At 52.0% G+C, this 23,681-nt stretch carries 20 protein-coding genes and 4 pseudogenes; 10 read left to right on the top strand and 14 right to left on the bottom strand.

The window, feature by feature from the left end; translation table 11 throughout:
- Positions 1-128 precede the first annotated feature (128 nt).
- Positions 129-1,880 carry a patatin-like phospholipase family protein gene (locus LOY38_RS14975; protein ID WP_258695889.1) on the top strand — a complete coding sequence of 584 codons (1,752 nt, stop codon included), beginning with the start codon at positions 129-131 and terminating at the stop codon, positions 1,878-1,880.
- Complete coding sequence (locus LOY38_RS14970; protein WP_258695888.1) at positions 1,871-2,392, top strand: hypothetical protein; 522 nt, start codon at positions 1,871-1,873, stop codon at positions 2,390-2,392. Before LOY38_RS14975 ends, LOY38_RS14970 begins: the two co-directional genes overlap by 10 nt.
- Positions 2,393-2,602: 210 nt before the next feature.
- Here LOY38_RS14970 and LOY38_RS14965 read toward each other — a convergent pair whose 3' ends face one another.
- The 5 genes from LOY38_RS14965 to LOY38_RS14945 form a co-directional block, all read right to left on the bottom strand.
- Positions 2,603-3,658, bottom strand: coding sequence for a hypothetical protein (locus tag LOY38_RS14965; protein WP_258695887.1), 1,056 nt, complete (start codon positions 3,656-3,658; stop codon positions 2,603-2,605).
- A 385-nt stretch (positions 3,659-4,043) separates the two neighbouring features.
- Entirely contained in the window at positions 4,044-4,820 is a 777-nt protein-coding gene (locus tag LOY38_RS14960; protein ID WP_258695886.1) for a hypothetical protein, read from the bottom strand.
- Positions 4,821-5,058: 238 nt separating this feature from the next.
- The gene (locus LOY38_RS14955; RefSeq protein ID WP_258695885.1) at positions 5,059-7,713 is read right to left on the bottom strand and encodes an AAA family ATPase; all 2,655 of its coding nucleotides are present in this window, start codon (positions 7,711-7,713) and stop codon (positions 5,059-5,061) included.
- Between the two features lie 271 nt (positions 7,714-7,984).
- Entirely contained in the window at positions 7,985-8,206 is a 222-nt protein-coding gene (locus tag LOY38_RS14950; RefSeq protein WP_258695884.1) for a hypothetical protein, read from the bottom strand.
- 95 nt (positions 8,207-8,301) lie between these two features.
- On the bottom strand, positions 8,302-8,757 hold the full coding sequence (locus tag LOY38_RS14945; RefSeq protein WP_258695883.1) for a helix-turn-helix domain-containing protein: 456 nt from the start codon (positions 8,755-8,757) through the stop codon (positions 8,302-8,304).
- Positions 8,758-8,933: 176 nt separating this feature from the next.
- Between LOY38_RS14945 and LOY38_RS14940 the strand changes: the two are divergent.
- The 4 genes and pseudogenes from LOY38_RS14940 (at position 8,934) to LOY38_RS14925 (ending at position 11,033) form a co-directional block, all read left to right on the top strand.
- Positions 8,934-9,664, top strand: a pseudogene (locus LOY38_RS14940) (metallophosphoesterase).
- Between the two features lie 129 nt (positions 9,665-9,793).
- On the top strand, positions 9,794-10,102 hold the full coding sequence (locus LOY38_RS14935; protein ID WP_258695882.1) for a hypothetical protein: 309 nt from the start codon (positions 9,794-9,796) through the stop codon (positions 10,100-10,102).
- Positions 10,103-10,222: 120 nt separating this feature from the next.
- Complete coding sequence (locus LOY38_RS14930; RefSeq protein WP_258695881.1) at positions 10,223-10,663, top strand: DUF6957 family protein; 441 nt, start codon at positions 10,223-10,225, stop codon at positions 10,661-10,663.
- Positions 10,656-11,033 (top strand): hypothetical protein, encoded by a 378-nt coding sequence (locus LOY38_RS14925; protein WP_258695880.1) that lies wholly within the window; start codon positions 10,656-10,658, stop codon positions 11,031-11,033. The genes LOY38_RS14930 and LOY38_RS14925 overlap by 8 nt, the downstream gene beginning before the upstream one ends.
- A 117-nt stretch (positions 11,034-11,150) precedes the next feature.
- Here LOY38_RS14925 and LOY38_RS14920 read toward each other — a convergent pair whose 3' ends face one another.
- Both LOY38_RS14920 and LOY38_RS14915 read right to left on the bottom strand, forming a co-directional pair.
- The gene (locus tag LOY38_RS14920; RefSeq protein ID WP_258695879.1) at positions 11,151-11,315 is read right to left on the bottom strand and encodes a hypothetical protein; all 165 of its coding nucleotides are present in this window, start codon (positions 11,313-11,315) and stop codon (positions 11,151-11,153) included.
- On the bottom strand, positions 11,302-11,727 hold the full coding sequence (locus LOY38_RS14915) for a hypothetical protein (protein WP_258695878.1): 426 nt from the start codon (positions 11,725-11,727) through the stop codon (positions 11,302-11,304). The genes LOY38_RS14920 and LOY38_RS14915 overlap by 14 nt, the downstream gene beginning before the upstream one ends.
- A 327-nt stretch (positions 11,728-12,054) precedes the next feature.
- Between LOY38_RS14915 and LOY38_RS14910 the strand changes: the two genes are divergently transcribed.
- On the top strand, positions 12,055-13,344 hold the full coding sequence (locus LOY38_RS14910) for a hypothetical protein (protein ID WP_258695877.1): 1,290 nt from the start codon (positions 12,055-12,057) through the stop codon (positions 13,342-13,344).
- Between the two features lie 145 nt (positions 13,345-13,489).
- Here the strand turns inward: LOY38_RS14910 and LOY38_RS14905 are convergent.
- From LOY38_RS14905 to LOY38_RS14885, 5 genes and pseudogenes are all read right to left on the bottom strand, one after another.
- Positions 13,490-15,217: pseudogene (locus LOY38_RS14905) on the bottom strand (helicase-related protein); the annotation flags it as partial.
- 5 nt (positions 15,218-15,222) lie between these two features.
- A pseudogene (locus tag LOY38_RS14900) lies at positions 15,223-16,384 on the bottom strand (IS3 family transposase).
- Between the two features lie 64 nt (positions 16,385-16,448).
- Positions 16,449-16,991, bottom strand: a pseudogene (locus LOY38_RS14895) (DEAD/DEAH box helicase); the annotation flags it as partial.
- A complete protein-coding gene (locus LOY38_RS14890) occupies positions 16,966-18,261 on the bottom strand; it encodes an ATP-binding protein (RefSeq protein ID WP_258695876.1) in 1,296 nt (431 codons plus the stop codon). The pseudogene LOY38_RS14895 and the gene LOY38_RS14890, both read right to left, overlap by 26 nt.
- Positions 18,258-20,675, bottom strand: a complete 2,418-nt coding sequence (locus tag LOY38_RS14885; protein ID WP_258695875.1) for a TerB N-terminal domain-containing protein — start codon at positions 20,673-20,675, stop codon at positions 18,258-18,260. Before LOY38_RS14885 ends, LOY38_RS14890 begins: the two co-directional genes overlap by 4 nt.
- Before the next feature lie 721 nt (positions 20,676-21,396).
- Here LOY38_RS14885 and LOY38_RS14880 point away from each other — a divergent pair.
- A complete protein-coding gene (locus tag LOY38_RS14880; protein ID WP_258695874.1) occupies positions 21,397-21,753 on the top strand; it encodes a hypothetical protein in 357 nt (118 codons plus the stop codon).
- Between the two features lie 56 nt (positions 21,754-21,809).
- On the top strand, positions 21,810-22,175 hold the full coding sequence (locus tag LOY38_RS14875) for a histone-like nucleoid-structuring protein, MvaT/MvaU family (RefSeq protein WP_258695873.1): 366 nt from the start codon (positions 21,810-21,812) through the stop codon (positions 22,173-22,175).
- An 84-nt stretch (positions 22,176-22,259) separates the two neighbouring features.
- On the opposite strand, the gene LOY38_RS14870 is transcribed toward LOY38_RS14875, so the two are convergent.
- Entirely contained in the window at positions 22,260-22,469 is a 210-nt protein-coding gene (locus LOY38_RS14870; RefSeq protein WP_258695872.1) for a hypothetical protein, read from the bottom strand.
- Between the two features lie 250 nt (positions 22,470-22,719).
- Positions 22,720-23,046: a hypothetical protein gene (locus tag LOY38_RS14865; RefSeq protein ID WP_258695871.1), complete on the bottom strand. Its 327-nt coding sequence runs from the start codon at positions 23,044-23,046 to the stop codon at positions 22,720-22,722.
- 36 nt (positions 23,047-23,082) lie between these two features.
- On the opposite strand from LOY38_RS14865, the gene LOY38_RS14860 reads away from it, so the two are divergent.
- A complete protein-coding gene (locus LOY38_RS14860; RefSeq protein ID WP_192351915.1) occupies positions 23,083-23,598 on the top strand; it encodes an Hcp family type VI secretion system effector in 516 nt (171 codons plus the stop codon).
- The last annotated feature ends 83 nt before the right edge of the window (positions 23,599-23,681 follow it).

The following is a 23,681-nucleotide window of genomic DNA, read 5'->3' as shown; positions in this document are numbered from 1 at the left end:
CCCCCCTTGGCGCTTACGTGAAAGTATCCAGAGCAGAATTGGAAAACCTTCATTGTCCTTAGGTTCTTGGCTCTGAACGGGCCGAGCATATAGCCGCCACAATCCAGAAAAAGGCATTTCCATCCAAGATGACTGATGAAATCGAAACGCAACACGACGTTAAAGAAATCTTTCTGGTTATGCAGGGGGGCGGTGCAAAAGGTATTGCTCACGCCGGTGGGCTGATCGCGATCGAAGAAGAAGAACTTGTCATCAAAGGTATCGCAGGTACGTCGGCTGGATCTATCGCGGCTGCGCTGGTGGCTGCAGGTTACTCGGGAAGAGATCTTGCGGATCCCACAGAGAAAAAGCACATTTTCCTTCGTCCTCCTTTTGGGAAGAAGAAGGGCGATTTGCCTTATAGCAAACCCACCCAGCTTTTCACGCTCCAAGGTTGGCTGATTCTATATTTGTTTAAATCGTTCCCTGGATTGCTCAAGAGAATTCTGTCCCCGTTCACTAAAATGTGGGGCTTGATGCTTTGGTGGTGCTTCCTCTTTGGTCTTCCTCTCGGTGCTCTAATCTGGGTGGCGGTGGAAATGCCTGAGGCTTTCAATGCCTATTCAACTGGTCTGTGGCGACTAGTAGTTCATGCCGCCCCTTGGGTTGTGGGGTTGCTGATCACCTGTTTGGTTTGGGCGTTGTGGGGGCTCACTTCTGTACGAAATATTCGAAAAATCATCGACTTAACATTGGCAAGAAAGCTGAGCGAGCGCTTGCGAGAAGTAGGTATCGAGAAAGAATGCAATATCACTTTTGAGGACATGGAACGGGTCGGGTGTCCACCACTCAAGATCATCGCCACTAATACAGCCACAGAGAGTCTTGAGCTTTTCTGCGCTGAGCGGACACCTGATGTTGCAGTAGCGGATGCCGTCGCAGCTTCTATCTGCCTACCAATCATCTTCAAGCCAAAGAGGCTGAAATTCACCCGAAAAACACCTTTCAATGACCTACCGATGACGGGGACATTTTTGGATGGAGGGCTTGTATCGAATCTTCCAGCCTGGGCCTTGGATGAGGAAAGGCTGCTGCACCCAGGAGTGCCCACGATTGCCTTGAGCTTGTCCCCCCCGTCGCCGGTAAACAACAAGTTCTGGTTCGCAGCGCTTACAGGTACGGTGGTCAATGGATCAAGTGAAGTCCATACACGGACGCCTAACAAAATTCTGACTGTAGCGCTGACTACGAGGGCAACACTACTTGATTTTGATCTGCCAGCGAACGATGTTTATGAAGAGGTCGCTAATGCCCGAAACAGGGTTAGGCAAGAGCTCTCCATCGCGCTTCGAGGGCCGTCAGTCCTGCAAGCGGCTGTGCGTGGTTTGTATGGAGAGCTGCAAACCGTGTTCTCGCTTTTCCAGGGCTCACTTTTTCGTGGGCTTGCAAAAAATCGTTTACGTGTGGCAATTGCGGTGCAGCGTGGTAGCTCCATGAAGACGCTGTCGACAGCGTTTACCTACGGTTATCGCAAGGATGATCCTGATGGACAGTTGACAGTGCTGCTCAAGGATAGTCATGCAGGCGCTGCGTGGGGCGGAAAGGAAGTCATTGCCGACGACTTAAGAAGTGGTAATCCACCACGCTTCACACTTTCTTCGTCATCGTGGTCAGATAGGACGTGGATTCTCTGCCTACCTATCGTATTTAAACCGCGACCAGGTAGAAGGGCACGCCCGTTCGTGTTCATCATCGACTGCAATATGGCTTTCGATCGAGCGTCACCCGATTTTGAGGAGCTGTACAGCGAATTCTGCACTTCCATTATCCTCACCGCTGAGCGCTATACTGGAAATATGAATTTAGCGCGGTATGCCCAAGGGGCTAACACATGGCTTTAAAAATCAGTTTTGCGAACGGATCTTCCAAAGTGATCAGCGACTCTGAGATTGATCGGATTAATGCCAAGCTTGATAAGGTTTTGTCACCGAATTTTGGCAAGGGGAAAATCCGAGACATGATCGCTGACGGGATAGAGCTAAGGCGTTTGGGCGAGGAGCTTGAGTCAGGCGTGAGCGGAGATGAAAGAGCTGAATTGGAAAGTGCGTTCGATACCTTAGCCGATAAGATTCGTGACGAAACCAAAGCTCTCATCAATAAAAACAGGATGGAACAATCTGCAGCTGGAGCCGATGGTGAGACGGATTTCCTAGCAGTGGATATCGCGACGAATACAGAGGGAATAGCGCACGTGGAACCTGTTTATCGTCCTGCCGATGGGCGACCAACGGTAGTGATCCATGGCTCCGGAGGCGGTCGTAATCATGGTGTGAGAGTTTCCTTGCGAACTGAAGCCCCTGCAGACGGGGTGGCTCGGGATAATGATCAGGAACGGCATCTTAGAGATCGGTAAGTGAGTGTCGAAGGAGCCTGGTCTAGGTGGCTATTGACCATTGTTTTCATGAGTGGACTAGGCGGCAGGTGGATCCATTAAATGTTGGTTGGTGAGTCTCAGAGCATAGTGATTGGCCTAAGCTTATTAATGACTTCGAAGGCCTATCCAAAAGAACGCCAAGAAGGCAGTGATGGCGTGGTCAGTTCGCCATCACATTCAGGAAAAGGATTAAGTTCTCTCAAAGAGAGTATTTTTTAGTGTACTGACTTCGGTAGAATTTGATAGCTCAACCGATTCGAGTGAGGTGGCACGAGCTCGAAGATTTTCGATTTCATCAAGAATATCTATAATGTCTATCACTGATTCAACTCGCTCAAAATCACGCTTTATTTCATTTTCGTTAGCGTAGGAACGTATTATCAAGTTATCTAATGATATGGATGTTTCGTGTTTCAGGATGCGCGAAACGTCAATTTTTTTGTAGGAGCTAGGTTTGTCAGATGCAAACATAATTGAGAAAATATCTCGCTCTTCACCTAGGCCGAGAATGAGTTTTTTCAGCAGGGTTTTTAATCGCTTTTCCAGCTCTTGAAGGTTTTTTTCGTATCTGGAATGGACTTCTTCATTAAAAGCAATATGTAGAATGTTTAAGTTGTTTATTATGCTGAGGAATGAGTACGCAATGTGATTGATGTCGAACTGGGCGAAGCGATTGAATTTGCTTTCCTTTACGGTGTTCCACTTGGTCTTTTCTTTTTTTTGATATTCCCCATATTTTATTTTTTCGGATGCTGGCCCAAACCACACCTCAACGCTATCCAAATATTCCTTTATATAGCTGTCAAGGTTGTTAGCAAGAGCGGCGGCAGCTTTAACCCCGGAAGCAAAAACAGTTTTTTCATCCGTTAGTCTATTTCTTTCTCTTAGGCTGGTGAAGTGCTCATTGAACTCTGAAGTTAAAGCAATGAGGTCTCCCGTTTGTCGTTCCAGTACAGTGTCAATTTTGGTTTCTAGGGATGAACGCTCCGCCCTGGCAGATTCCAATTCGCGCTGCAGTGTGTCGGACACCGCATTATTAGAGATAAAGCAGCATTGTTCGAAACTAACAAATATCTGCGGAGAAAAATGAAGGTGATCTGGAGTATCAAATGCTTTCAGGTTGGCGACGATCCTGCCTGATTTGTTACGAACTCGATACCCTTCTAATTCGTAATCACCGCTGTCGATTTTAGACTGAAGGGCGGCTGGTATTTTTACGATTAACTGCTTTTCGGAATCCATCATCTAAACCTCACGAGCGCCTTAAGCCAGCGGGGCGTTTTCAGCCCTAGTTATAGAAATCAGCTCGCAAGCCTATCCCTCTAGAATGATGTCGACAAGCCAATAAGAGAATTTTCCCGCCTGTCAGCAGAGATTCGCGTGGTAGATGGCGGCTATGCCATTGGGTTCCTGCTTTGAGGCAGTGAACAGTCCTGTCGTTTGATATGAAACTAAAGATGTTTTTACATTCAATTGTAGGCATGTCCCTTAAACATTGGTTGCAGAAATTCTAATGTTGTAGACAGGAAGACGGAATGACTCAGTGGACGGGCAAGAGGGGAGAAAAACCTAAATTCGTTGTCTTGCTCCTTACCGCCTCCAGCTACATTTAATCGACAGCAAGACCCGTCTAACCAAAGTCCCCCGAGAGCGACCACACAGTGCTCTGGTGCTCTTCAAAGTTGCCACCGATCTCTAGTGACGCTTTATTGAGTTGGGCCTTTAGGCCAGCATTGATGCCGAAGTCTTCGGTGTATGTCAGCGTTAACGAGAACTGCTTGAGATTGTGCTTTGTCCGGTTGTTAGCAATCGTCTGCCACATTGGTTCGAAGGGATACCAGACAAGATCATCCGGGATGGCCGGCGAAGCATGCCCTTCAAGGGTTGAGGTAAAGAGCAGTCGTGAGTTGTCATTACGTGAATGGCCAGCCTCCATGGTTGCTGACTCGCCTGTAGCTGCAAAAGCACCTGCCAGATTGGCCGCGAACTCTCGCCCGAAACCTTTGATGTGTTCCGCCTGGATACTCGATGCACCTAGCGCAGCCAGCAAGCGAATGACTTCAGCGAATTTGTGCTCGAAGGTAAATCTATGAAACGTTGCCAAGGGGAAGTACATGGTCGATTTAGCGGGATGCTTGGCATAAACCAATCGCTCTCGCGGGTGACCTGGTGGGAATTCGAGATCGTCAGCGTTTTGTGCACTGACGACCGAGACATTATCGACTTCTGCGATCGTATTGAGAACTTGTTCCACCGCTTTGGACGTAAGAATGGATACCCAATCTAGGGGGGGGGCATTGAGCATTTTCTCCCTGACGGTGCGTAATTGTCCCGAAATCTTGTGCTCTACCTTGCCGTCTTTTGAAACAATGATCAGCTGATTGTTCAGCGAATTCTGGCCGTCCACACGCTCTCCTTAAAGTTTTCAGCTTTTCCAATCCAGGCATCCTCGTAAACGCGGAGCGTGGGCATGATCCTATTCTGTCGGCGTGACTGCTTGAAGCTTTACACATGTACGTCTGGAGAATGGTGGAATGTTGCGGGTTTACCAGGCGCTATGAACTGCATCCTCAAGGACGCGTGAGCATTGAGCCCACATTGAGTAATTTGATGGTTAGGCCCTCGAAGAGCCAGTTTTGACAGGGCTAGCCTTCCATTTTGGCCTCCACTGTAGGCGCAATAGGCGGAGAAGGGGTACCCGATTTCCTGGCGCGACTTGTTGCAGTGCTGCGAGTTTCGATTTGGGTACGCCAGGAGTCCAAGGCCTGAATATCAGACAGCAGTTCCTCTGGATCCGGTACCGCTACGCCGCCAGCCATTGCCTTGTCATGAGCATAATTGGAGCACTTGCCCATCCCGGCAGTTACCTGCAGGTAGTCATTGTCATCAACGATGACTTCGGACAGTCGTTGAGTTTCTACACCCTTGCGAAAGCGTAGGACGACGCGTCGTAAAAGCACCTCTTCGACTGCACGTTCCCATGCCATTCGAAGGAGGAAGTATGCCTCGACGGTTTGCCTGCGGTGCTCGTCCTCTTCACCCAATCTGAATAGCTTTGCAATGTGCTGGTGCCGAGCTTTCAACGATGCGATGCGCCCAGTCGTATTTTTGCCCTCAAAAGGAAGCTCCGGTGTTGCGACACCATATCCTTCTGTACGTTGAGCGATGCTTTGGGTCAATGCGGTGACACCAGCCGAATCTGCCTGCTCCGCTAAAACACAAAGAAAGTAGATATCGTGGGTGAAAACGACTACCTGCCTACGCATCGCTTCTTTAACTAGCCTGGTTGCGACACGCTCTCGACGCCGGTGATCCAGGGAGGAAACCGGGTCATCCAAGATGATGCCCCCTGTGCTTTCACTGAGCCCAACCTCGGCCAGAAATGATGCTAATGCAATGGCTCTTTGCTCACCTTCACTGAGTAGGTCTTTCGGGTTTCGACTCTGTGGTAGTTCCAGCTTGAGCTTGTGCAGCATTTTTCCTCGCCCTGAACGACTCTGGAGGGCTACCTGAAGGCCTCCTACACCTAGCGCTTTGAACTCAGCATTAAGAGCGTCCTGGAGCGACGTGGAGATTACGGTCTCTCCAATCTGAGTGGCTTTGGTTGAGATGGCATTTGTCCTAAGCGCAGTGACGCATTTTGCCAAAATCGCCACATGGGTCATCCGGGAGATGGAGTTTATGACTGCATCTTTTACCTTGCTCAGCAACACGCGCGCTTCCAATTCAGCGTACGTTTGTTGAAGTTGAATTCTTGCCAATTCATCGGACGCTTGTTCAAGGTTGAGAGCTTGTTGGTTGAGTTGGTTTGCCAGTGTCTGCAAGTCAGCTGAGGGGTTTTGAGGGGGAGGGGGGATATCCGCCCAGTTGCTCGATTTTACTGCGGCGACTATCTGGTCACGGCGCTCACCTAGTGCTCGCTCAAACTCCCGACAATCCGTGGCGACCTTTGGGGCCAGCGTATGGATTTCTCCCCATGTGGCCTCATCGAGCCCGATCGTCACATCCAGCGTCGTAAGCGGTGTGTACTTCCCAACCATTTCTTTACGACGGGCCTGAGATGTCTTGTCAGCCTCCTCTTGGATGAACTCTTCAAAGCGAGCGAGCCGCGCAGCGCCTTCATTGAGCGTTTCTTGGCACAGTGGGCATGGACTGGTCGGATCGAGAGATGTGAAGTCCTGGCCTGGGTGGGACTCAAGCGCGAATTTGCGTGCCGCGTCGAAAAGCTCCCGCCACGCATCACCACCAGTTCCTGGCAGTAGGTTTTGTTGCTCTTTGAATTTATTTGCGGCGAGTTCGGCCGCAGATTTTGCTGTTTTGTAATCCTCAACTGATTGCTTGAGGGCTTGCTCAACGTTGTGGTCGATCAGTGGCGATTTGTTCAGTGCGTTCCCAGTAATCACGGATATTCGTTGAGCCAGGCGTTTCAGCTGATTGGCTTTTTCTTTGGGATTATTCTCCTGAAGACTTTTGCCGATGGTTGTGTGCTGGGTTAGCTCATCATCTGAAAGGGTGCCAAGCGTTTGAACAGAGTTTGGATTGGTCTTGGCAGAAAGGGCAGCGATCATCCTTCCAACTGCCGTCGGCCCTTGCATCGGTGAGTAGGCGAAGAGGTCTACGGAGTGTTCTCTCTGCTCCTGTTCAATCGCTGTTTTCAACTGTTGCTGCAGCGCGGCGAGTCGTTCAAAAACATCCAGCCCATGAGGGACATAGGAGTAATCCGCCTCATTGACGAGGTATGCATTCGCGCAACGAGAATCAAATATTGAAAGGCTTGAAAGCTCCGCTGGAGCGGGCTGGTTGTCAGTCCACAGCACATCGCTGCTGACACCATTTACGCCGATGCTGAAGGTGGCCCGAGCATTCGCATCCGCTGGAAGGGGGTGATTAGCATTAGGGTAGATGGTTTCTGACTGATCCCGTGCTCGGCATGCTCGTTTCAGTACTCGGGAGTACCCTGATTTACCTGAGCCATTGCCCCCGTAGATTACAGTCAACCCCTGAGGCGAAAATGCCAAGCTGTGTTCCGGTGCGATCGCGTTGACGTTAACAAGATTTTTCACTGAATGCAGTTCAATGTGTGTAGTTGGCTTTATTGGAGCAGGGATTTGATCTTCACTCAGCGGCGAGGGGATGCGTCCTTCCGGGTCAGTGATTCCGTGCGCTGATTTGAGCAGGGCGAGCACATCCTCGAAATCCTGTTGGGTCAAAGTCTCCTGTCCCAACAGGCGCCTTACACAGTCTCCTTGCCAAGCCGGCAATCCTTTCGTCCACAACAAGACTTCCTGCAGAACAGACATGGAGCCTCCTTTTTCCAGTGCACCCAGCGCTGAATCGCTGATTTCGCCCCGACTTCTATGTACACGACTAGCGAGATTGCGGGGGAGGGCTTCGCGACACGCGTTCACATCCTGATCCGCATGGATTGTGAGTCTAGCTGGGCCATGATGATGCCGCGTTACGATTTCAGCGGTCAGGGGGAGAGCTTTTGGTCGGTGTAATGAGCGCGTTGTACTAGTACGGTGTACTGCACTATTCGGGCGATGGAAGCTTGGAAAAGATTAGAACTTACTACGCAGAAGTGCCCGCATCTCCCCCCAACCTCGCAATCCCCTGCTTGATATGCCCGGCGTTCTCGCCAATCCTTACAAGCGCTGCACGCGCATTCTCACCAGCCTCAGATGATCCGCGCTGCTCCTCCAAAAGGACGAGCTCCATCAGCGCAGCTTCGATCGCCAGTTGGTTTTCGTACATTCTTGCAAGTACGTCGGGGAGGGAATATTGCTCGACCATGACTCGACTCCGTTCGGATGGAGAGCAAAGCATAGCAGTGGTTCGATGATCGCCTGGAGCGGTCGGCGGGTGAGGGGTGTTAGCAAGAAAAAAGATCAGCCCGAACGATGCCAATGACGCTGAACTGTAGTCTTTGCCATCCCCAGCTCCCTCGCGATTTCAGCCTGCGAAAGGCCTTGTTCTTTGAGCGCTTGAACTTCCTCTCGCATTTTTGCCGCAGCGGTAACGCGAGGGTGAGGCATATCCTCAATTTCCAGCGGAATCGAAGCCTGCAGCAGCGCCATATCCTGGAGATCCTTTTCAGCGATTTTCAGGACATCGCCCGCGCTCAGTTCGTCTTGTGCACCACACACCAGTGCCATGAGGGCAACAGGGCTGAGCTCCAAAACTCTGGCGAGCTCAATGATAGCTTCGAGGCTGGGGGAGGTTATTTCATTTTCGATGCGGCTTACATGCGACTGAGTGACCTTTTTGCTCAGCTCATGCTGTGTGAGGCCACGCTTTGTTCGCAAAAGCTTCAGTGCTACGGCGAATGCGGTGCGCACAGACATTTTTTCGTTCCGTAAAAACAGAGTTGTATGCCGTGATTGCCATGATCCACTCAAATGTATATATTCATACGAGTGGATCGCTTGGCTCGTTTGCGGATTAAAACTCTGCGAGAGCTCAGTCCCGCCCCCTTTTATTTGCTCCATCAATTTAGCTGTAAATCGAGATTGAAATACAGATGAAGCTTTACGTGCTTTCAGATCTGCACAACGAATTTTCTCCTTTCTTACCTGTATCAGGAGACTACGATCTGGTCGTGCTAGCCGGGGATATTGATGTCAAAGCGAGAGGGGTGAAGTGGGCGAATGAAGTATTTGTTTGCCCCGTGATTTACGTGTGTGGCAATCATGAGTTTTATGGCGGCCACATTGATCACACGTTGCGAAAGATGAAGAAGGGAGCTTCGTCACACGTTCATGTTTAGAAAACGAGACCTTCATTTGGAACCAAACACGGTTCCTTTGCGCAACGGGTTGGACTGATTTTACGTCCAGCGGGAACATCGTTGCAGCAACCCAAACCGCATGGGATTGGATGACTGATTTTCGAGTCATTCGCACTGGAGAAAACTATCGCCGGCTGCGCCCGTCCGACCTCATCAGTCGAAACTACGCGTCGTTCGCTTGGCTGGCCAAGGAGCTTGATGAGCCATTCGATGGCAAAACTGTGGTCGTTACGCATCACGCACCCATCCCTGAAGTAATGGGTGATAAACATGAAGGGCATTTGAGTGCTGCTTACTCAAACCGTTGGCACGAGCTTCTGAATAAAGCGGATCTTTGGATTTTTGGACATACCCACCGGGCGGTTGATATCACGCTGGATGGCTGTCGTGTGGTCTCGAACCCTAGAGGTTACCCAGGTGAACGGACGGGTTTCGATCACGGTTTTGTAATTGACCTTTCCTGAATGCGCGCCTACCCATGGGCCGTAAGCGGGCTCGGCTCAGTTCTATGTTGAAAAGATAGGGGAGACGAACGATGTGTGGAGTAGGCGACGACAAATGTAAGCAGGCTGACCATGCAGGCGAGCTGCTTGATGATTGAGCAACAGCGTGAATTGTCCATTCCGGCAGCAGTCGCCGAGGCAATGGAGAAGGATTTCGGAATGCCCATCACCGCGTTTTTGTTTGCAGCCGTCGACAGTCCACCCGTATTGATGGGAACGATCTATGGCGACAGCACGGGGCGGTTTCGGGAGGGCGCGAGTATGCGGACGTCCCGGATAACGACCGTCGTCTTCGTCGAAGGTTATTCATTGTTTGAAACGGTGGCAGGCAGCCGCTATGTAGTGATCAGTTGGGCGCCTGGCGGCCACAACGTCTACATGAACCGCATTTATCACTAAGCGATCTGCGGATACGGCTACGTGGCGCGAAAAGGCTTTCGAGTTATCCAGGTGGCAATGGGGATCGGGCAAATGACTGATGATCTGATACTCGCGTTAAGGGCAGGTTAAAGCACGATTATGAACGCAAGCGTTACGGACACAGACCTTTTAGGCGATTTACTGTTTGGGCCAGCACAACCACTTGGGGGTTCAACGCTTGGCGACGATGAGTTGATCGAACTGGCCGCTGATACCTTCGGAGAAAAGCCTTTTTGCATCGTACGACGTTGGATGTTATTGGATGTCATGCTCCCGGACTCTCAAGATCGCGAAATCAAAGCGCAAGGCCTTGAGGCAACTCTTTTGTATGCCCAAGCAGCGGTGTTCGATAGCCAGAGCAAACTCCAGCCTGGCGACAGCATTCTCAGTGATTTTCAACGGTCATTTGATGGCTGCATTTTTGAAAGCAAACATACGATCTTCATCTTGGCCGGCCGAGGCGCGCGCAAGCATGTGAGCTTGCCCGCTGTTGAGGCAATATCCGCTGACATAAAGCGAGTAGAGAAGACCTATGGTTGAAAATCTGTTGCCGATCTTGCGTGATCGATATCCGGAGTTTTTTTCAAGCGCGCCTCTTCGCGAAATCGCGTGTCTGCCAGGATGGTTGGATTTGATCGATGAGCTGTGTGGCACGCTGAAAAGTCATTTGGATGCTCATCCTGAGGTGCCTCAAATCCGGGTGCGTCAGGTGAAGGAAAAGTTCGGCGGATTGCGTTTCTACTATGCCGGCGGTGATATGGCGTGCCGTGAAGCGGTTGCCGCTGCAGAAGAGAGGTCGATGTCGACCTGCGAGGTTTGTGGGCTGACAGGGACTTTAGGAGGGGAACGCTGGCTCAGCGTACGATGTCTTGACCATAAAAATTGGTCACCCTCAGATGACTGCAAATGAGCTCATTTGAAGCAAGCCATCGAACCCATGAAACAGATATTTCGGCAGCTTTGGTGCTGCCTCCGCCAGGCACTTAACGTTGGCAGTACGTTGCCCCAAAATTTGTCGTCCCTGTTCTTACAAAACGTTCTCTTTAAGATGCTCGATCAGCGCCTCTCGAAGGGCCTCTAAGCCCGCCAGCAAGCGACGCTTCTCCCTTGGGTCATCACCCTCAGGGACAAAGCTTTCGCAGTGCCGCAACAGCGCCTCACAGTCGTTTGTGTTCAAATCAAACTCGATCATTTTGACTCCACTCTCGGTGAGCTTTGAGGTGCTCCATTTCCCGCAGCCACACGCGTAAAAATCGCCGCCAATCACTTGCGTAGTTTCCTTCTGGGAGCCGGGTAGATAAGGCACTAGCCGCTTCGAATCGTGCATGCCAAGGTTGTGGGATGTGCTGGTCGAGTACGATAACGAAAGGGTGACCATCGCTGCCTTGGAATGGTGTTTCTGGGACTCGTTCGCGCAACTCATCAATCGACATCGAATGGGCATCACCGATTGGGTTTTTGAGATCCTGGTGATCGATATCTTCGAGCTCGGCAAGGAATGGTTTTGCTTCTTTAGCACCAGGGCGTAAGCGCTCTAGCGTCCACAGTATGTCGCGCCGTTTTCGCTCGCGTTGCCATAAGGTCTTTAGATCGGCTTCCAACATTGATTCCTTATCACGGTATATGTAGATCAGTTCGCGGTTCGTGTTGGCTACGCTATCAGCATAAGGGCAATTGGGTGCACCGAATTTTACTGGATGGACGCGCGCGTGAAGCGAGCATTGCAGCTTTGAATCAACTATTGGTAGTTGCGCAGATTGCTCACTCGTTTCCTCTGCGTTCGAATGCTTTTCATTTGAGGCAGCGAGCGTAGCGCGGGTGTGAATCGGTCAATGACTCAGCCTATTGCCGCATCGGATCGTCATAACGTTTAGGCTAGGATGACTTAGCAGCAGCCTACTTCCAGATCACCTTTTTCGAAGCGCCTATCCATGGAAGACACGCCAGAATCAAACATTCCAGCCGATGACTCCTCCGAAGACGTTGTGACAAGAGAGTCGCTGTACGAACAAGCCTGGTCGATGCCGATGACTAAAATCGGGGAACGATATGGTGTTTCTTCCAGCTACCTGGCTCGGGTCTATTCCAGCCTGAATGTACCTCGACCGCCAGTGGGGTATTGGGCTCAGGTTGCGGCGGGCAAAGGAAAGCCTCGCCCACCTTTACCAACGGCGTTGCCAGGCACTCTCATTGCCTGGAGTCGAAATGGCACGCCTCTCAAGGTTTCACAGGCCCTACCGAAAGCACCCCGGAAGCTGGGTCGGCGGAAAAATAACATAGATGTGAAGCTACCTCGGAAACACCCATTGTTGCTGGGTATCGAAGAGCATTTCTTGAAGGCGAGGGAAAGCGAAAATGGTTATTTGCGACCGACAAAACGCTCTATGGCCGATCTCATTGTGAGCCGTACCGGACTCACTCGTGCCGTGGACTTTGCCAATCAGCTGTACTTGGCGCTGATGGAAAAAGGTTTTTCCGTAGCGCTCTCAAATGCCGATACATACATGAATCGTGAATCCGTGGATCACCGAGAAAAGGAGTCGAATAGGTACGTTCATCCTCCACTCTGGAAGCCGCAGCGACCCACTGAGGTTCACATTGGAAATGTCCAATTCGGGCTGACCATCTACGAAGTCAGTGAATACGTGCCAGTGAAAAGTGTCGGTAAGCAATATGTTCGACTGAGCTCGCTTCCCATGAGTCAACGACGATCTCCATTTCATGATGGTTGGGTAATGAGCAAAGACATGCCTACTGGCCGTCTTTGCCTGCAGGTTTATTCTCCCTACTACCGCGCAGAATGGGTACGTCGTTGGATTGAGGACAAGCCTGGTGACTTAGTCAACAAAACTGCTGGCATCATCAAATTGTTGATTGCTGAGGCTCCGGTGCTTGCCAACAAAGTCGAAGTCGAGCGTGAACGGAGCGAGCGAGAGCATCACAAGTTTTTATTGGAGTGTGAGGAGAGGCGCAGACAAGAAGAGGAAAAGCGCCGACTCAAGGTGATCCAGGAAAGCCGTGATCGGCTTGAGTCTGTGATTGAGACTTGGGCGAAGGTGAACAGTATCCGCGCCTTCTTTGATGACATCGAGCAATCTGCACAGAGGTTGGGGGATGCCGATCGTAAAGCTGTTCTAGAGCGACTGACCAAAGCGAGAGAGTTAATCGGAGACTTGAACGCACTGAAGCATTTTGAGAGTTGGGAGCCTCCAGCCCACTAAACGTTTTCGCTTTGCTTCAGTAGCAGAAATGAAGTTGTCGGCGTGTTGAATGTTCTGTATTTACCGAATCTCCTGCGCCAACGTCTTACGCTGCTCGGGCCTACATAGAGGCCGCGTGTGAGCGCGAAACGGGTTTGAAACGCATCTACGGCGTGGCCACGCCATTCTGCTTAGCCGTAGATTGGCTTTGCGCAAAAGCGATAGCAGTCGAGATATCCAGCGATATAGACGCAAACGACTTCATCAGCAATGACTCCGGCAATGCCCAATCCCATTTCTCGCGCAGCATGTTCTCCACATTCGCAAGAATCGAATCGAGATCACCTGCATCCAATCTACCAACATCCTCCAGCGCTGCTTGGGTTCGACTGATGTCTGCGTCAATCTCAATGGCAAGGCCTGCGTTATCGCAAGATAGGTCTACATGATTGAGCAACAGACGCAGTGCATCGTTGGCATGATCACCGAGCCAGCTCATCAGATAACACTTACCGCCCGACTCGATGATGTAGTGTTCACCGAGGCCTAATGAGACAAATGTCTTCCGTGCCTCGTCGAGCAATTCTTGAGCTCCGCGATCAATAAACAGGCAGGGCGAAGTATCCGCCAGCACTGCGCGCATTTCTTCACGGACGGTGTCATGCACCATTGCACCCAAACCATCGAACTGGGGAGGAGCACCGCCGCGTGCGGCTGTAACAATAATAACCTTGGCCTGGAGATCAACGTCACGCACTTGCCATCGTCGCCCGCCAAAGATGATTCGTTGATCCTTGGTAAGCGGGCGGCTTACTGGCACTGACCCCAGGGCTTTCCCATCACACACGAGGCGAAACTCTTCATCGCTGGTGAATGCGCTGTAGAACTCGTAGTGGTTTATCAGACGCTCTCCAACCGTCCCGGGAAGCAACAATCCCGAACTGTCTTGAACAATGAGTTCATGCTCTCCCAATGACCTGAGCAGCCTCACGAAGTCGGATCTTTCGACTTTGGAAAAAGCCCCTTCGGCGATCAAGCTTTTCCAAAGATCTGCCGCTGATGCGCCTCCACACTGGGCAATGATGGAAAGGATTTGCTGAACCAGGGTGGAGGCGTGAACGCCTTGGGCTCTCGGAGGTTCGAACCACCCTCGAATCAGCAGGCGAACCATGGCAATGGTCTGTACCAGGCCTTGGCGCAGTTGGTCGGAAAGGCTCGATCCATCTTTGAGTGGCGATTCTTTGCAGTACGCTCGCAGTACCGCATTCTCTCCTGGGCGTCTTCCCGAACGACCTAAGCGCTGACGTAGACTCGCCACCGAGGGAGGGGGGCCAATTTGCACCACTGTCTTGATGCTCCCGATGTCTATTCCCAGTTCAAGCGTCGTGGTGCAGATTGCCGATGCCGCCTGGTTACCCGCTTTAAGCGCGTGCTCAGCCTGCTCACGCAAGTCCTTTGAAAGGCTACCGTGGTGAGGCCAGAACTCGTTGGGGACACCGTCTTTCTCGCAGCGACGACGCAGTTGGTCTGCGTACCATTCAACCTGCTGGCGGCTGTTCGGGAATATCAGGTTATTGCTTCCTCGCAGAACCTTGTAGAGATGGTCGGCGATCGCAAAGTCAGGGCTTGCTTTGTTTTCCGTTTCGTCTTCATCGCCTTCCTCTTCAGAGGACTGGACGGAAATCTTTCTGAGGTCGCTCATGGGCGGTTGGATGTAACCGCGTACTTGCACCTGGAGTGTCTGGTTTGAGTTTTTAGACTCAATCTTTGTCACTCTGTCGGCGCTTCCAGGGCGTAGAAACTCCGATGCCATTTCCTTGTCGCCTAGCGTCGCGGATAGTCCGACTCGGGGGAGTTGACGCCCTACGACAAGTTCGACTCGATGCATCAATGTAGTGGTCAACTAATCCCGGACACGACGTTAAGTTTTTTCTCGGCCTGAGCTGGGGCCAGCCCATCGTTGAACTGGTGCGGTCGAATCCAGTTGTACCGATGCATCAGATAATGACTGATGTCTCGATGCGCTTCTTGAGCCGTCATGTAGCCCACGGTCGGTATCCATTCAGTTTTCAAGCTGCGAAAAACGCGCTCCATCGGCGCATTATCCCAACAGTTTCCACGACGGCTCATGCTCTGGCGCATGCGGTAACGCCAGAGCCGTTGGCGAAACTGGCGGCTGCCATATTGCGAGCCCTGATCCGAGTGAAACAGAAGTCCTTGAGGCCTGCCACGCTGTTCGTAAGCCATGTCCAACGCCTTGATGACCAGATCCGCATCCGGCTTGTTCGACAGCGCCCAGCCCACCACTCGGCGCGCGTAAAGATCCATAACGACAGCCAGGTAATGCCATTTCCCTTGAGCCCAGATGTAGGTGATGTCGCCACACCAGACCTGATTCGGCGCCGGCACATCAAACTTTCGATTCAAGATGTTCGGAATGTCAGGCCGTTCAACCGTCGCTTGTTTGTAGGCATGTGATCCAGGTTGTTTGCTGACCAACTCCAGTTCCCGCATCAGGCCTCGCACCTTGAACCGCCCAATTTGCTCGCCGTCTTCCTGCATCATCGACACGATGCTGCGGCTACCGGCGGCGCTTCGACTTTGCGTAAACAGTTCGTTAACCCGGCTGCGCAACCGCAGCCGCTCAACGTCTGGAGTTCGGCGCCTGAGGCGGTGGGCGTAGTAACACGAACGAGTGACATCAAAGACTGCGCAAAGCCAATCAACCGGCTCTTGGGGCTCAGTTGATCAATCAGCGCGTGCGCTCGTGCTCTTCCGACATCAAGAGCGCGGTAGCCTTTTTTAAAATGGATTTCTCCCGTTCAAGGCGAGCGATTCGAGCTTCCAATTCCTGGATTTTCTGCTGCTCAGGCGTCAGCGCCTTACTCTGCGGAGTCACGCCGCTGCGCTCCTGCTGGAGTTGATTAACCCAGCGACGCAACGCGGACTCGACCACCCCAAGCGAGCGGCTGGCTTCGATATGGCTATAGCCTTGATCGAGCACGAGGCCTGCGGCCTCGCGTTTGAATTCAGCGGAAAAGGAACGACGTTGTTTGGTCATCAGACACCTCTATCTGGCGAGCATTCTCGCCTAAATGGGTGTCCGGTTTCATTAGACCACTACACAAGGACTGCAGTTGTTTGCCTCGTTCGCTACCGATGAAGGCATGTAGCTCATCAATGACGATGTAACGCAGGTTCTGGAAAACTCCAGCTAGGCTTGAGCCTCGATTGACGAACAGTGCTTCAAGGGACTCAGGGGTGATCAATAACACACCTTCCGACGACTTCAGAAATCGGTGCTTTTTGCTCGATGAGATGTCCCCGTGCCAGGCGACTACAGGAATTTCCAATTGCTCACAAAGACGACTGAGTCTGCCCCATTGATCATTGATCAAGGCCTTGAGGGGGCTGATGTACAGCACGGAACCGGGAGGGTCATTGTGGTTGAGTAAATGGGTGAGAATGGGGAGGAACGCAGCCTCGGTTTTCCCCGCCGCTGTTGCGGCAGAGATAATGACATCCTGGTCTGCGTCCACTAGAACAGGTACTGCCCATTCTTGGGCGTCACGCAAGGACGTCCAGCCTTCAGCCCAAATCCATCGCTGAATACGGGGTTCTAGCTGGCCGAAACCCGATGACTCAGAGTGAGAAGGTGGCAAGTTCATCGTCCGCGTCGACTTTCGTGTCCTCTTCTCCGCCGAGGTCTTTGGCTATCTCGACACCTCCCAGCAGCGTCCGCCAGTTAGCTCCCGGGTTTTGCTCCAGGATGGCCAGCAGATTGATGAACGCAGTGATAGTGGTGCGCGGCGTACGGAAGTAGGCTTCACCCAAGCGCTGGTTACAATGCGCCATAAACAGTGGGAGTGCTTCGTCAGGCAGTAGATATTTTTCAGCATCGCCGCCTGCGTAGACATGACGAAGCTTCTGAAGCAATACATAGAAGTCTTCAGGGGTGAGGCTGGTTAGGCGAATAACAGGGCCCGAAAGATCCACCAGCCCTGTTTTTGCAAACGAGTTTTCGGCTAGTCGCGATTGCAGGGCAGGGTAGCTGAAGAGGCCTCGGCGAGTGTCCATCAAGAACTCGGGAGTACCGCCCAATACGAAGCCAAGCCCCTCAGACGATCCTTGCAACGAATCATTGAGGATACGCAGGATCTGCTCATAGTTAGCATTTCGAGCTTGTGTGTTTGCCAGCTTGTAAAGGTTTACCAACTCGTCAAGGCAGATCATCAGACCGCCGAAGCCCGCAAGTCTTACGAATCTCGACAGCAGCTTGAGCTGATCGTAGACGGAGGCGTCATCAATGATCGTTCGCACCCCCAGAGCTGCACGCGCATCGGTCTTGGTGGTGAACTCACCACGCAGCCAGCGGATGGCGTCAGCCTTGAGTTGCTCATTGCCGTCCTCGAAACCTCGGCAATACGCAGCGATCACTTCAGCGAAATCGTAGCCGTTGACCATCTCGGTCAATTCAGCAAGGTGTGTACGGATGACACTCTCACTGTCAGTACCCGCTGCCTTGGCTTCTGTTTTGGCTTGGGAGATGAATTTCTCGACGATGCCTTGCATAGCCCCACCGTCAGGCTTTGTGCGTGTCGACATGTTCTTGGCCAGCTCGGAATAGAGTGAGCGTGCCTGTCCCCCAGTGGCATGCAGCCTGCGATCGGGGTTTAAGTCAGCGTGCATGGTTACGAGTTTGCGCTCCATCGCAATGGCTCGTACCAGGTTGAGAAAAAACGTCTTGCCGGCGCCGTACTCACCAATCACGACGCGAAATGCCGAACCGCTTTCAACTAGGCGGTTAACGTCGGTGATCAGCGCATCGAGTTCGCCCACCCGGCCGACCTGAATCAAATGTTGGCCGACACGAGGAACGACGCCGGCGCGTAGCGATTGGATGACCGCGTCGCGATCCTTGGCTCTGATAGTGGTCATAAGGCTAGCTCTTCCAGAATGTCTTTATTGATCTCGATGGGATCATCACCTTCGGTGATGGGCATATCGAAGCGGTCAAAGGCCATGTCGTTGATTTGCTCCAAAGCACCATCGAGCATTAGCTCCATGTCGCTCGCAGCGGACTCAAGTTCAGATCGACTCCACTCTGGACGTGAGACCAATAGGCGTAGGAACGCCGAATGTTCTAAGTCGAGACCCGCAACGTCGGCACTCGACACTGAAGTCGATTCGACATCCTCAACAAGCTGCTCAGATTCCTCAACCTGGTCATCAGTGAACACCTGAGCAAGTAGGGCGGATACCTCAGCTGTTTCTCGTTGCAATTCAGCAATTCGCTCGTGATCGAGCACGAACCCTTGCGTGGCGTTAACTGGGAGGGGCACCCCAGGCTCGGACTGAGTGGTGTTGGCGGGTGGTATGACGGATGCAATCCTTGCTCCGGATGCAGCACCGTGAAGATCGCTGTAGAGCAGCTGACTGTCCAGTTGCAACGCTTTATACACTCGCTCCAGAAGCTTCACCTCAGATGTGCTGACGGTGCCATCGGCTTGTGCGAGGTGGGCCAGGAAGCTGGCAATCGCGCGCTTTGCTTCGACGGTCAATGGGTCGAGCTTTTTCTTCAAACTTGCGAGTGTTGGAGGTTGCTGAATTTGGATACGTAAGTGCGCCTTGAGACGTTTGCGATGGGCAACACTCAGGTGACTCCATGAGTCAATGTGCTGACCCAGCATTGTGACTTCTTCATTTGAAGTATCCCCGTCGGCAGATGCCACTGCACTGGCTAGGTCAAGAGTGACCGAGGCCGCGTTATAGGCCGCCGAAGCTCGCAGTGATCCGTCTTCTGGTTGGGTCACGAACAATGCAATTTGGTCTTCGGCTTTCGGTGTTTTACTGCCTGCCAGAACGTCAGGTTCCATACCGATATGGAGTGACTCCAGCGCGCGGGCAAGTGCCAGTACTTTGTCGCGAGACAAAGCCCCTGCGCTCTTGAACCGTCCAGCGAGTTCGCCAAAACTCATGGCGATCAGGTCATCACCGATCCTGTGTTGAAGATCGTCCAATTCTGCACGGGCCGGCGCCGGCCATAGCGCGACAGGAAGCTGCAAAAGGCCCTCCAGCGCTTCTGCGCTTTCAGGGTTTCGGCCCAGATAGCGGCTATAGGGCTCCAACTCGCTGGTGCAAAGCTCAACAATCAATTGCAGGCTTTTACGCGTTCCTGAAGTAGCCATGACATCAGGAAGATCCCCCAGGTTAACTGCGGGTGCCATTAACACTGCGGAAGCCGGTCGATAGCTTGCTTTAAGCTTGGTCTTGTTTTGCGCGAGGATTAGCCCGGTAGGGTAGGTACTCGCGTACTTGAGTTTGAACAATGCAGCGAAGACATCCTTACACCGAGTTACCGGGGTGCGCTTGCTGATGTTGGGGTCGGCTAGTGCCCATGCCAATGCCCAGTCGGCATCAAGTGGTCGTTTGTTGGAGGCGTGTTGCCCTAACCCTATGCGCAGTGGAAGCGGCATTTCGTAGCCGTAAGCAACTACATCCGGAGGTGGGCCAAGGTACTGACTAGGATTAACCGTGTGGTTGCTCAGGTAATCCAAGAAACCCTCCGCGTACCCCCTGAATGACCGATTCTCTCCATAGATATTCAGAAGTCGCTGGACTTCTTTGGTGATCAGAGGAATCTCCGCCTTCACCTGCGGATCGCTTACTGCATCAACGAGTGCACGGCGCTCAAGGCCATAAAAAAATAAAAAGACATAGCCGGTGTCTGCCAGCGGATCACGACGTCCGCCTTCTAGCCACTGCAGGTATCCGCGCCGAGCCTCTGGCGAAATGGAATGAAAGCTCGGCCAGTAGGGCATCAGCCGTTCTTCGATATCAACGTACGATTTGGCTATCCGCAGTTTGGGATTGATCAGTGATGGTTCTTGCGCATCGTATCGACCCAGTGCGCTTCCTACATAGAGCATTCCACTGGGAAGTGAAAAACCAGACACAGTGACCGATTCGCCCGCCGGAACCCAGCGGGTATCGGATTTCTGCTTGCTTGCGTCTGGAATTTTAAAGGAGGCGGAAGGGGGGGCGCCGAGTTGGACGGTATAAAATTCGGAGGGTTCTTCAGACATATTGCTCGACGAAACCTCATGCATGGAGAAGGTCACGTCTTTACTTCGCGGCTCCCGCAGGTGCGTTGTCGCTGAAGCAGACCTTTGAATCTGTTCAAGCTGTCGTTTAGTGCGAGTGGCTAACAACCACATAATGGCGACGATGCAAGCGACGATGCCAATAGCGATCCATGCATTCTTCGGGATCGAAGCGAATGCACCAAAAGCCAGTGCAAAAATGATCAGGATGCCGGTGCCGGTAGAGTTTTTTGCCTTCTTCCTTGCCATGAGTATTTCAACCTTGAAAGGTGGGGGCTGGCGCAATGGCAGTATCCGATAAATGCATCTCTAGAACTATGGACTACGCAGCGCTACTGATCGGAAAAAATGCCCATCAACGAACCCTACAGCGCTAGCTGTCACAGTCACTCCAGTGATCGAAAGCTTAGACTATGGATGTTTTTTCTACCGGGATACGTTGTTCAAATCAGTGATAGAGAAGTTCGGTTGACCTGAGCAGCCACGAACTCGGGGCACGTAACAGGCCGGATGATTGAGGAAGCGTCCGGTTATGCCCAAGCTCCAGCCTATCGCAGTTCTGTCGTTTACACAGAGTTAGGCGGTAGAGCGGAACGTATTTTTCTTTGCTCCGATCGTGTCAACAGAAATATTTTTTCAGGAGGCCCCTTGAAAATTTTTTTGAGCGACGGATCTTTATATTTGAGAGCAACCAAAAAGCAGGGATCTCGGCGCTCCACCTTTCACCGACCCTTCTGGCAAAACGATGTGATTTTTGCTTTTGCAGTGCTCCTGCTTCTGGCCTTTTCTTGCGATGTATCCTGCTGACGCTGACGTATGACCGCCCTATGGGCATAGCAAAATCGCCCCTTCGCGGCGTAAGCCGCTGCTTTCCAGTTTGATTTCAAACAACGATCCAATTTTTTGAAAAAATACCCATGTCGTACAACATCTGGATGGGAGCTCCTGGTGGGCGAGGAGAGAGGTGTGAATGCATAGTGAACTCGAATCTGAAGTGTGGCTATCGGTTCAGCAAACATGCGATGCCAAAACGTTTGAAGCATTAATTCAGCGAATTGTGGATAGCTTCAAGAGGCATCCGGGATTTGATCCTCTAGTGCGATTGTATGCCTCCGACATTGGCCCGCTAGGTGTTCAGGTACTGCGTGCAGTTCTGCGGCAACGAGGGCTTCATCCTGAATACTGTATTGATGTTCCTGGTTACCTTGAACTGCGGTCTCGACTCAAAGACCACCTACGCTCTCAGCTCCAGTGGTATCTGGTGAAGGGTGGGCACGCAACTGAAGTGATCCAAGAAGACCAACTCCACAGAGATTTGGGACTGTAAAACAATCTATCATGTGTCCCTACACCACGTGTTATCCAAATTGAGGGAAATTACCGATGTCTCGTCTGGCTGAATACCGCAAGCTTGAACAGCAACTGGCCGCCCAACTGGCGGAGCTTGAGTCCATGAAAAGCGATTCCGGCCTGAAGAAGGAAATGGAGTTTGAGAGCAAACTGCGCGCTTTGCTTGGTGAGTACGGCTACAGCTTGAAAAACGTGATCAATCTACTTGATCCACAAGCTGGTCGTCGTGCCCCCGTAGCCGAATCAAAATCCGGCACACGTAAGCCGCGCCAAGTCAAAATCTACAAAAATCCAAACACCGGCGAAGTCGTCGAAACCAAAGGCGGCAATCACAAGACTCTGAAGGAGTGGAAAGCAAAATATGGTTCCGATACCGTCGAGTCTTGGCTGACCAAGTGAGTTTTGTTTGAGTACAAACAAAGGGCCCTTCGAGAGCCCTTTTTTTCTGCGATAAGGTAATGCGGTATCGACTTCGCAAACGAGTCACTCCGGCGTCATCAGCACAGCGAGCGTCATGTTGATGAACTCTTCATTTGATCTGATCGTGTCCAACGCACCGCGCACGTTGCCTCCAATCTCACCCGATCCACGTTGCTCGACCCAGAGCGTCAGTTCCATGATGGCAGCCTCAAGGGCTTGCTGATTTTCGTTGATCTTGAATAGCAGGGAAGGGAGCAGATCAAAGTTTGGCATCGCGATTCCTCCGTGGAAAAGGACAGCGTAGCAGTATAAGAATGTGGATAAATCGTAAAGATCGAACAGGCACTGTCGAGTCTTGGCTGACCGCACGACGATACTGAGTCAAACCTTCAGGTGTCTAGCCAGGCACCTAAGGCTGCAGAATTAACGAACCATGCATGGACGCTTGTAGTTAAATTCCTTAAGTCGCCCATGGGGCTGTAGTCACAACAAGAAGTAGCTTCTGCCGGAAGCAGCCACGTCATCAGATAGCCATTGACCATTTTTTGTTAGTATTTTTGCCATCCGCGAGAAGAGCCGACAGGTCACTTCGGAAGTGCGCAACTTCTTGCGCACTTGCCCCGTCACTTCCCCTCGATAAATCTCTACACCCCAAGTATTTCAAGGCTTCCAGCCAAGTGCGCAACTTCTTGCACACCACTGCGCAACTTCTTGCGCACTTTTCGATAAATTCTTTCGCCAATTTCGCCGCTTGTGCAGAAAAAACCTCACCAAACCCTTGGTTTATAAGGGTTGGATAAAAGTTGGCGCATTTTTTGACAGCAATTGGTCGCCTGTCAGGTAATCCCACCTACCGCGCCCCCATCCATCAGCAAGGAGAGCACTCATGGCTACACCAGCGTACATGTCCGTTACCGGCGAGAAACAAGGCCTGATCACTGCCGGCGCGTTCACCGCCGACTCCGTTGGCAACACCTACCAGGAAGGTCACGAAGACCAGGTCATGGTTCAGGCTTTCAGCCACGACGTGATCATCCCGCGTGACCCACAGTCCGGCCAACCGACCGGCCAGCGTGTACACAAACCAGTCGTGATCACCAAGGTCTACGACAAGTCTTCGCCACTGCTGCAAGCGGCGCTGACCTCTGGCGAGCGCATGAGCGAAATCGTTATCCAGTGGTACCGCACTTCGGCTCAAGGTACCCAAGAGCACTACTACACCACCAAACTGGAAGACGCGATCATCGTCGCCATCAACAACAAAATGCACAACTGCCAGGATCCGTCAAACGCGCACTTCACCCACCTGGAAGAAGTGCAGTTCACCTATCGCAAAATCACCTGGACTCACGAAGTTTCCGGTACTTCGGGCTCCGATGATTGGCGTGTTCCAGTCGTTTAATCGCGACTGATGGTTGTATCGCCCCGGCCAGCGCGGCTGACCGGGGCGGCGTTCACCCAACGAATTTTCTGCGTGCCCCGTAC

This window comes from Pseudomonas sp. B21-015 (genome assembly GCF_024749285.1).
Taxonomy (GTDB): domain Bacteria; phylum Pseudomonadota; class Gammaproteobacteria; order Pseudomonadales; family Pseudomonadaceae; genus Aquipseudomonas.
This window is presented reverse-complemented; position numbering and strand designations above follow the sequence as displayed.

Bases quoted from the DNA above. Each gene is read 5' to 3' on its own strand.
- LOY38_RS14975 (WP_258695889.1), top strand. From the start codon at position 129: ATGACTGATGAAATCGAAACGCAACACGACGTTAAAGAAATCTTTCTG.
- LOY38_RS14970 (WP_258695888.1), top strand. From the start codon at position 1,871: ATGGCTTTAAAAATCAGTTTTGCGAACGGATCTTCCAAAGTGATCAGC.
- LOY38_RS14965 (WP_258695887.1), bottom strand. From the start codon at position 3,658: ATGATGGATTCCGAAAAGCAGTTAATCGTAAAAATACCAGCCGCCCTT.
- LOY38_RS14955 (WP_258695885.1), bottom strand. From the start codon at position 7,713: ATGTCTGTTCTGCAGGAAGTCTTGTTGTGGACGAAAGGATTGCCGGCT.
- LOY38_RS14950 (WP_258695884.1), bottom strand. From the start codon at position 8,206: ATGGTCGAGCAATATTCCCTCCCCGACGTACTTGCAAGAATGTACGAA.
- LOY38_RS14945 (WP_258695883.1), bottom strand. From the start codon at position 8,757: ATGTCTGTGCGCACCGCATTCGCCGTAGCACTGAAGCTTTTGCGAACA.
- LOY38_RS14935 (WP_258695882.1), top strand. From the start codon at position 9,794: ATGATTGAGCAACAGCGTGAATTGTCCATTCCGGCAGCAGTCGCCGAG.
- LOY38_RS14930 (WP_258695881.1), top strand. From the start codon at position 10,223: ATGAACGCAAGCGTTACGGACACAGACCTTTTAGGCGATTTACTGTTT.
- LOY38_RS14925 (WP_258695880.1), top strand. From the start codon at position 10,656: ATGGTTGAAAATCTGTTGCCGATCTTGCGTGATCGATATCCGGAGTTT.
- LOY38_RS14920 (WP_258695879.1), bottom strand. From the start codon at position 11,315: ATGATCGAGTTTGATTTGAACACAAACGACTGTGAGGCGCTGTTGCGG.
- LOY38_RS14915 (WP_258695878.1), bottom strand. From the start codon at position 11,727: ATGTTGGAAGCCGATCTAAAGACCTTATGGCAACGCGAGCGAAAACGG.
- LOY38_RS14910 (WP_258695877.1), top strand. From the start codon at position 12,055: ATGGAAGACACGCCAGAATCAAACATTCCAGCCGATGACTCCTCCGAA.
- LOY38_RS14890 (WP_258695876.1), bottom strand. From the start codon at position 18,261: ATGACCACTATCAGAGCCAAGGATCGCGACGCGGTCATCCAATCGCTA.
- LOY38_RS14885 (WP_258695875.1), bottom strand. From the start codon at position 20,675: ATGGCAAGGAAGAAGGCAAAAAACTCTACCGGCACCGGCATCCTGATC.
- LOY38_RS14880 (WP_258695874.1), top strand. From the start codon at position 21,397: ATGCATAGTGAACTCGAATCTGAAGTGTGGCTATCGGTTCAGCAAACA.
- LOY38_RS14875 (WP_258695873.1), top strand. From the start codon at position 21,810: ATGTCTCGTCTGGCTGAATACCGCAAGCTTGAACAGCAACTGGCCGCC.
- LOY38_RS14870 (WP_258695872.1), bottom strand. From the start codon at position 22,469: ATGCCAAACTTTGATCTGCTCCCTTCCCTGCTATTCAAGATCAACGAA.
- LOY38_RS14860 (WP_192351915.1), top strand. From the start codon at position 23,083: ATGGCTACACCAGCGTACATGTCCGTTACCGGCGAGAAACAAGGCCTG.